The 8,031-nt window shown below is 54.9% G+C and carries 7 protein-coding genes and 1 riboswitch; of the genes, 2 read left to right on the top strand and 5 right to left on the bottom strand.

The annotated features are described in order from the left end of the window. Positions 1–331 precede the first annotated feature (331 nt). Together murI and btuB are read right to left on the bottom strand one after the other, a co-directional pair. Positions 332–1,183: a glutamate racemase gene (gene murI, locus F3J31_RS22345; RefSeq protein ID WP_048028420.1), complete on the bottom strand. Its 852-nt coding sequence runs from the start codon at positions 1,181–1,183 to the stop codon at positions 332–334. Further along, a complete protein-coding gene (gene btuB, locus F3J31_RS22340; RefSeq protein WP_167215603.1) occupies positions 1,128–2,975 on the bottom strand; it encodes a TonB-dependent vitamin B12 receptor BtuB in 1,848 nt (615 codons plus the stop codon). Before btuB ends, murI begins: the two co-directional genes overlap by 56 nt. Before the next feature lie 65 nt (positions 2,976–3,040). Next, positions 3,041–3,217: riboswitch (cobalamin riboswitch) on the bottom strand. A gap of 104 nt (positions 3,218–3,321) precedes the next feature. Here btuB and trmA point away from each other — a divergent pair. Continuing rightward, complete coding sequence (trmA, locus tag F3J31_RS22335; protein ID WP_167215600.1) at positions 3,322–4,422, top strand: tRNA (uridine(54)-C5)-methyltransferase TrmA; 1,101 nt, start codon at positions 3,322–3,324, stop codon at positions 4,420–4,422. Between the two features lie 88 nt (positions 4,423–4,510). On the opposite strand, the gene F3J31_RS22330 is transcribed toward trmA, so the two are convergent. After that, complete coding sequence (locus tag F3J31_RS22330; protein ID WP_008501783.1) at positions 4,511–4,870, bottom strand: YijD family membrane protein; 360 nt, start codon at positions 4,868–4,870, stop codon at positions 4,511–4,513. Between the two features lie 9 nt (positions 4,871–4,879). After that, positions 4,880–5,518 carry an HTH-type transcriptional repressor FabR gene (gene fabR / locus F3J31_RS22325; RefSeq protein WP_008501784.1) on the bottom strand — a complete coding sequence of 213 codons (639 nt, stop codon included), beginning with the start codon at positions 5,516–5,518 and terminating at the stop codon, positions 4,880–4,882. Positions 5,519–5,714: 196 nt separating this feature from the next. On the opposite strand from fabR, the gene sthA reads away from it, so the two are divergent. Further along, on the top strand, positions 5,715–7,115 hold the full coding sequence (gene sthA, locus F3J31_RS22320) for a Si-specific NAD(P)(+) transhydrogenase (protein WP_008501785.1): 1,401 nt from the start codon (positions 5,715–5,717) through the stop codon (positions 7,113–7,115). Here the strand turns inward: sthA and oxyR are convergent. Next, complete coding sequence (gene oxyR, locus F3J31_RS22315) at positions 7,089–8,015, bottom strand: DNA-binding transcriptional regulator OxyR (RefSeq protein ID WP_044597477.1); 927 nt, start codon at positions 8,013–8,015, stop codon at positions 7,089–7,091. The two genes, sthA and oxyR, sit on opposite strands and share 27 nt — an antisense overlap. Positions 8,016–8,031: the final 16 nt, after the last annotated feature.

Raw genomic sequence — 8,031 nt, 5'->3', positions numbered from 1 at the left:
CAGAGACTTGGTATTCATTTTTCGTCCGAGGACGTTAAGAATCCATGTCACTTTGAGTGCCCACACAGATTGTCTGATAAATTGTTAAAGAGCAGTGCAACGCGGCTTTCGCTCACCGTTGCGAGGTCCCGTATATTACGTTTTCCTCATTCAGAGTCAAGTGATTATTTTCGCTTTTCTCTGTTGGCGTTCATCTCTGAACCCCGCTAACCCGGCGGCCTGTAAGCCGTTGTTCCGTGTCAGTGGAGGCGCATTATAGGGAGTTCTCAGACGTTGACAACCCCTCTTTTAAAAAAAACTTTCAACCGTCTCTTTTTTGCTCAAAACCGTGCTATAGCGCCAGTTTTTCGAGCGTTTCAAAGCCATAACGGCGTAAAACGGGTAAAAGTTGTTCAGTTTCTTTTGTTAACGCCATACAAAACGCGATATTCGCATCGGTAGATTTCGCATCCGGGGCTTCATGCTCCAGCAACCATGCCGTACGACGGGCAATAGCCGCTCCGGAATCCACCAGACGCGTCCCCTCCGGCAGTACCTCTAATAGCTCTTCCTGGAGTAGCGGGAAGTGGGTACAGCCCAGCACAACGGTATCCGGGGGTTCGGGCATCCTCAGCCACGGACGAAGAATACGACGCAGCTCGTCGAGTGATACCGACTTGCCATGCAGCTTCGCTTCCGCCATCTCCACCAGCTCAGCCGAACCGAGCATCGCAATCTGGCATTCATTAGCGAAACGGTCGATCAGCTCGCGGGTATAAGGACGCTTTACCGTGCCTCGCGTGGCCAGCAAGCCCACAATGCCGTTCGCTGTCAGACGCGCGGCAGGCTTTATTGCAGGGACGACGCCCACAACCGGGAACTGGAATTTTTCACGCAGGGCGGGAAGAGAAACGGTGCTCGCCGTGTTACACGCGATGACAGCCAGCGCAAGGGGATAGCGCTTTTGTACCGCAGTGACGATTTCCACCACGCGCTCGACAATAAAATCTTCGCTCTTTTCCCCGTACGGGAAAGCGACGTTATCGAAGGCGTAGATGTAATGGAGATCCGGCAGGAGATGCCGAATCTCATCATAGACCGAAAGCCCACCGACGCCGGAATCAAACACCAGCACGGTGGGACGCGGATTAGAAGGTGTAGCTGCCAGACAAGGTGTATTCCCGTCCTGCAGTTTGGTAGCCATAAACTGTCTCGTAATCTTTATCGAACAGGTTGGCTATTTTACCACGAACTGTAAGGTGTGAGGTGACAGGATACGAAACTGCGACATCCCACAGGCTTACACCGCCCATTTTTACTTTCTCAGACGGGTAAGTACCAAAGTCAGTGTCGTAACGCGTACCGAGATAGTGATAAGTCAGGCTCCAGTCGAAATCATAGATCTGCGTGTCGAGCTGATATTTCACCTGCTGCTTAGCACGACGGTCCAGAAGTTCGTTGGTTGCGGCATTGCGGGCATCCACGTAGTCGTAGCCAACGGTGTGCGTCAACGGCCCCGTGTCAAACGATGCTGTTGCTTCCACACCTTTAATGCGCGCTTTACCGACGTTGTAATATTGCTGGAGGTTATTATCGAAGTCGATGAGATTATCAACGTCATTACGGTAGCCGGATACGCGCCAGCTCACGCCTGCCGTCAGGCCTTCAAACGCACCTTCCCACTGTTTGCTCTCTTCTGGATCAAGATGGTCATTGCCATAGAAACCATAGAGTTGACCCAGATTCGGTGCTTTATAGGCCGTACCATAAGAAGCAACGAAACGGTAACCCTCCACGAACTCCCAGGCCGCACTGCTTTGCCAGGTGCCATGACGACCGAACTGAGAGTTGTCATCGCTGCGAACCGCTCCTTCCAGGGTGAAGTCACCAAACTGCTGCAGCCCGGTCAGGTAGACGCCGGTGTTACGCAGGTCGTAGCCGTTGGTCACGTAGTTTGTACCCGGCTCGGTGCTCTGCTTCTGCCAGTCAACGCCCGCGCCAATGTTCCCTTGGCCAACATCAACGGAGTTGAGCCACTGGACATTGTACTGCTTGATTTCATCCAGCGTGGCTGTCGAATCGTAGCGGCCTAAATTCGGGTCGTAGTTATAGTCCTTGCTGTGGCTATAGCTGGTGAGCAGCTGTGAATGGAAGATGTCATCATTGAAGCGCAATCCTGCATCCCAGGTCTGACTATAAAGCTGGCGGGTATCGACCAGTACGTCAGGGGTAAATGAGCTGTAGTAACCGTCGTAGGCAGTACGGTTGCTGTAGCCAAAGCCGCGAACAAAACCGCTCCACTGCTCCGAGAATGCGTGATCCAGTGCGCCGTAGAGCGTTTTATTCATAAAGCCGTCGCGATCGGTCTGGGCAAGGCCACCATTGTTGCCGTCCGCAACCACATCAAACCCTTTGGTATAGGTGTAATCACCCGCAAGCGTGACGCGCGTGCTGTCGCCCAGTGTTTGCTGAGTACTGCCACCATAATTCTGGTAGCCGTGCGAGCCGACGCCAGCATTCAGCGTGGTACCGTCCTTCGCACGAGTAGTAATAATGTTTACGACGCCACCGATCGCGTCTGAGCCGTATACCGCCGAACGCGGTCCACGAACATATTCGATTCGCTGTACCAGGGAGATTGGGAACTGGCTGAGATCGGACGACCCCGTGACGCCCGCCTGGTTAAGGCGGATCCCATCAACAAGGATCAGGACGTGGCTGGAGTTGGTGCCACGGATAAAGAGAGAAGAGAGTTGCCCCATCCCACCACTTTGCGCCGTATCCACGCCGGGCAGGCGACGCATAACATCCAGGAGCGAGGTTGACTGCCAACGGTCAATATCGGCACGCGTAACAACCGTGTTTGCAGCCAGAATAGTTTTTTCAGGTTGTTCAAAACGATTTGCCGTCACCACCAACGAGTCTGCGCTATCCTGCGCCCAGCCCGAAAATGCCGTGACGGACAACGCCGTCAACAGCGATACTTTTTTAATCATTGTTAAAGCATCCACAATATAAGAAGGATGCCGCAGGCCTCATCGATAGCACGCGATGATGAAACCAAATGCGACGTGATCCCGGCAGGTCTTCGGGCTAGGTGGCTATATAAGGATGAAGACTTCCCATTTTCACAGTGTCTACAACGCTCATCCCGCCAGTCTTTACCGCTGCGCGTCAGCTCCAGATTTACACTGGATTCCCTTTTCACTCTCAGGAGACCGGAAACAGAATGCTACAATTAGACACGTATGGATGTCCAGACAGCTATTGGCCATTAAATCTGGACATCCCCTGAACAATCCCTACAATCGCCGCGTAATTCTTTATCACTCAGGACGCATCATGACCCCAGAACACCTCCCGACAGAACAGTACGACGCGCAGCTGGCAGAGAAAGTTGTCCGCCTGCAAAGTATGATGACGCCTTTCAACGCGCCCGTTCCCGAGGTGTTCCGCTCTCCTGTCAGCCACTACCGCATGCGTGCCGAGTTTCGCATCTGGCACGACGGTGACGACCTGTACCACATCATTTTCGATCAGCAGACGAAGTCCCGTATCCGCGTGGACAGCTTCCCGGCGGCGAGTGAGCTTATCAACCAGTTGATGACGCTGATAATGGACGCCGTGCGTAACAACCCGGTACTGCGTAACAAGCTTTTCCAGATTGACTACCTGACCACGCAAAGCAATCAGGCGATTGTCTCCCTGCTGTACCACAAAGCCCTGAACGACGAGTGGCGCGAGCAGGCAGAAGCGCTGCGCGATGCGCTGCGTGCGCAGAACATCAACGTTCACCTGATTGGCCGCGCGACAAAAACCAAAATCATGCTGGATCAGGACTACATCGACGAGCGCCTGCCGGTGGCGGGTAAAGAGATGGTGTATCGTCAGGTCGAGAACAGCTTCACCCAGCCGAACGCTGCAATGAACGTGCAAATGCTGGAGTGGGCGCTAAAGGCGACGGAAGGATCAACGGGCGATCTGCTTGAGCTTTACTGCGGTAACGGCAACTTCTCGCTGGCGCTGGCGCGTAACTTCGATCGCGTCCTGGCAACGGAAATCGCCAAACCGTCGGTTGCCGCCGCGCAGTACAACATTGCCGCCAACCATATCGACAACGTGCAGATCATTCGTATGGCCGCAGAAGAGTTCACGCAGGCGATGAACGGCGTTCGCCAGTTTAACCGTCTGGAAGGCATCGATCTGAAGAGCTACCAGTGTGAGACGATTTTTGTCGACCCGCCGCGCAGTGGCCTGGACAGCGAAACCGAGAAGATGGTGCAGGCGTACCCGCGTATTTTGTACATCTCCTGCAATCCGGAGACGCTGTGCAAGAACCTGGAAACGTTAGGCCAGACGCACAAGGTTGAACGTCTGGCGCTGTTCGATCAGTTCCCGTATACACACCATATGGAGTGCGGTGTACTGCTCACGGCGAAGTAATGTGGCCTTGTAGGGCAGGTAAGCGAAGCGCCACCTGCCAAAAAAGCCGGATGGCGCTTCGCTTATCCGGCCTACAATGACAAAACCTTTACTCCGGTAACTGGCTTTTACGGCTACGCATGCGCGAGCCAATCCAGAACACCAGCGCCACAGACAGTACCGCAGGGAAGAAGTTAGAGCCGATATCCGGATACTCCGCGCGCACCACCGTGCTGTACAGCAATACGCCCAGAATAAAGCAGGCGGCGGCCAGCCCCGGTAACCCCACCGGCATGGTGCGGTTCAGGTAGCGTTGATGCAGGCAGTACACCGTCAGCACCAGCGCAATCAGCGGGAAAATCGAAAACGGCACGATGGAGCTAAAAATAGCGGCGAACGTACCATTAATGGATAAGCCAGCGATCAATGCCAGCAACAGCGTCCCTTTATCCTGACCTGACTGTTTCATTACTCACCTTCACTCTTCGGTTTGATGTGCCAGTTTCTCTTGTTCACGGCGATACCAGTAGTACGCGCCTTTGGAGATCATCCTGAGCTGCAATACCAGTCGCTCTTCAAGCTGCTTGCGTTGTTCAATGCTGACATCCAGCGCTTCGGCACCTGCGCTGAAAACAATCGTCACCATCGCCTCGGCCTGTGCTTCGGTAAACGCACGCGGCATATGATTTTCGAGTTCAAGATAGTCGGCAAGTTCCGCGATGAAGTGCTGAATTTCGCGTGCGACGGCGGCACGAAATGCCGCCGACGTGCCCGAACGCTCACGCAGAAGCAGACGAAACGCGTTGGGGTTATTGCCGATAAATTCCATAAAGGTCGACACGGAGGTACGGATCACGCTGCCCCCTTTGGCGATACGCTGACGCGCCTGGCGCATCAGCTGACGCAGCATCAAACCGCTCTCGTCGACCATGGTCAGGCCCAGTTCATCCACATCACGGAAGTGACGATAGAAGGACGTTGGCGCAATCCCGGCCTCGCGTGCGACTTCGCGCAGGCTCAAACTGGCAAAACTTCGCTCAGCACTCAGTTGACTGAATGCGGCTTCCACCAGCGAACGCCGGGTTTTCTCTTTTTGTTGTGCTCTTACGCCCATCACGATAGTTGAATCCTTCCAAAGGCCTGATGGCACTATACCAGAGAATAAAATTAATCTGTTTGCCTGGCTTTGTGAATGATTGTTTACGTGCGGTTTGTGCTCCACTGCCGGAAAAAAGCACAACGATAATTGGGTTACTCTGGCAATGATGTTATGATTCTGTTGCTTTTATGTATAAGAACAGGTAAGCCTTGCCATGCCACATTCCTACGATTACGACGCAATAGTTATTGGTTCCGGCCCCGGCGGCGAAGGCGCTGCTATGGGTCTGGTGAAACAGGGAGCCAGAGTAGCGGTCATTGAGCGCTACCATAATGTCGGCGGCGGTTGCACCCACTGGGGCACCATCCCTTCGAAAGCCCTCCGCCACGCCGTTAGCCGCATTATCGAATTCAACCAGAACCCTCTTTACAGCGACCACTCCCGACTTCTTCGTTCCTCCTTTGCCGACATCCTGAACCACGCGGATACCGTCATTAACCAGCAGACGCGCATGCGTCAGGGGTTTTATGAGCGTAACCACTGTGAAATTTTGCAGGGCAACGCGCATTTTGTGGATGAACACACCCTGGCACTCGAATGCCACGACGGGTCGGTTGAAACCATCACCGCTGAAAAATTTGTGATTGCCTGCGGTTCACGCCCATACCATCCGGCCGACGTGGACTTCTCGCACCCGCGCGTCTACGACAGCGACTCGATTCTGAGCCTGCACCATGAACCCCGCCACGTCATTATCTATGGCGCAGGGGTCATTGGTTGCGAATATGCGTCGATCTTCCGCGGAATGGACGTCAAAGTTGACCTGATCAACACTCGCGATCGCCTGCTGGCTTTCCTCGATCAGGAGATGTCGGACTCCCTCTCCTACCACTTCTGGAACAGCGGCGTGGTCATTCGTCACAACGAAGAGTACGAGAAGATCGAAGGCTGCGACGACGGGGTGATCATGCACCTCAAGTCCGGCAAGAAGCTGAAAGCGGACTGCCTCCTGTACGCCAACGGCCGTACCGGCAACACCGATTCCCTGCAGCTGGAAAATATCGGGCTTGAAACCGACAGCCGCGGTCAGCTGAAGGTCAACAGCATGTATCAGACCGCCCTGCCGCACGTTTACGCGGTCGGCGACGTCATTGGCTATCCAAGCCTGGCCTCAGCCGCTTACGACCAGGGACGCATTGCGGCTCAGGCGCTGGTGAAAGGCGAAGCGACGGCGCATCTGATTGAAGATATCCCGACGGGCATCTACACCATCCCGGAAATCAGTTCCGTAGGGAAAACCGAGCAGCAGCTGACGTCAATGAAGGTGCCTTACGAGGTGGGTCGTGCGCAGTTTAAACATCTGGCGCGGGCGCAAATCGTGGGGATGAGCGTGGGTACGCTGAAGATTCTGTTCCATCGCGAGACGAAAGAGATCCTCGGGATTCACTGCTTTGGTGAACGCGCCGCGGAAATCATTCATATCGGCCAGGCCATCATGGAGCAGAAAGGTGGTGGTAACACCATTGAGTACTTCGTCAACACCACCTTTAACTACCCGACCATGGCGGAAGCCTATCGGGTCGCGGCACTAAACGGCCTGAACCGCCTGTTTTAACGCGCTGTCAAAATGGCCATCCATCGCACCACGGATGGCCTCTGCCAGCTGCTCATAGCGGCTGCGCAGCGGTGACCCAGGGCGATAGACCAGGCCAATCGTACGACGCGGCTCTGGTTTAATGCACGGCAAGTAGACCACGCCATCACGTTTACGCTCGTGCGGTACCGCCAGCGCAGGCAGCAGCGTAATACCGCTTCCCGCCGCGACCATATTACGCAGCGTTTCCAGGCTGGTTGCGCGGAAATGGGTATCCTCATCCGCACCCGCTTCGAAGCAGAAGCCCATCGCCTGATCGCGCAGGCAGTGGCCATCTTCGAGCATCAGCAGCTTTTCACCCGCCAGATCGGCCATCGGCACGCGATCGCGGTTCGCCCACGGGTGATCTTCATAGATCGCCAGCATCATTGGCTCATCGAACAGCGGCACTTCAATAAAGGCTTCACTCTCTTTTACCAGTGCCAGAATGGCGCAGTCGAGCTTGCCGCTGTCCAGCTGTGCCAGCAACTGATGGGTTTGCGCTTCGTGCAGGTACATTTCGAGTTTCGGGAACGTCTGGTGCAGCATCGGAATGATGTGCGGTAACAGGTAGGGGCCAACGGTTGGGATCAGGCCAATATGCAGCGGGCCGGACATGGCCTCCCCCTGCTGGCTTGCCATTTCCTTGAGCACTTTGACCTCGCGCAGCACGGTGCGCGCCTGATCCACCAGCAGAAGACCTGCCTGTGTGAACAGAACCTTACGACTGGTGCGCTCCAGCAGCATCACGCCCAGCTCGTCTTCCAGCTTGCGGATCTGGCCGCTCAGCGTGGGCTGGCTGACGTGGCAGGAATCTGCCGCGCGGCGAAAGTGACGATGCTCGGCTAACGCTACCAGGTATTCAAGATCACGAATATTCATTATTCATCCTCCGTCG

It is taken from the genome of Enterobacter sp. Acro-832 (assembly GCF_011752745.1).
In the GTDB taxonomy this organism is placed as follows: domain Bacteria; phylum Pseudomonadota; class Gammaproteobacteria; order Enterobacterales; family Enterobacteriaceae; genus Enterobacter; species Enterobacter quasiroggenkampii.
Note: the sequence above shows the minus strand (reverse complement) of the source record. Positions and strands in the feature narration are given on the sequence as shown.

Excerpts from the sequence above, each read along its gene's own strand:
- murI (WP_048028420.1), bottom strand. The coding sequence starts at position 1,183 with ATGGCTACCAAACTGCAGGACGGGAATACACCTTGTCTGGCAGCTACA.
- btuB (WP_167215603.1), bottom strand. The coding sequence starts at position 2,975 with ATGATTAAAAAAGTATCGCTGTTGACGGCGTTGTCCGTCACGGCATTT.
- trmA (WP_167215600.1), top strand. The coding sequence starts at position 3,322 with ATGACCCCAGAACACCTCCCGACAGAACAGTACGACGCGCAGCTGGCA.
- F3J31_RS22330 (WP_008501783.1), bottom strand. The coding sequence starts at position 4,870 with ATGAAACAGTCAGGTCAGGATAAAGGGACGCTGTTGCTGGCATTGATC.
- sthA (WP_008501785.1), top strand. The coding sequence starts at position 5,715 with ATGCCACATTCCTACGATTACGACGCAATAGTTATTGGTTCCGGCCCC.
- oxyR (WP_044597477.1), bottom strand. The coding sequence starts at position 8,015 with ATGAATATTCGTGATCTTGAATACCTGGTAGCGTTAGCCGAGCATCGT.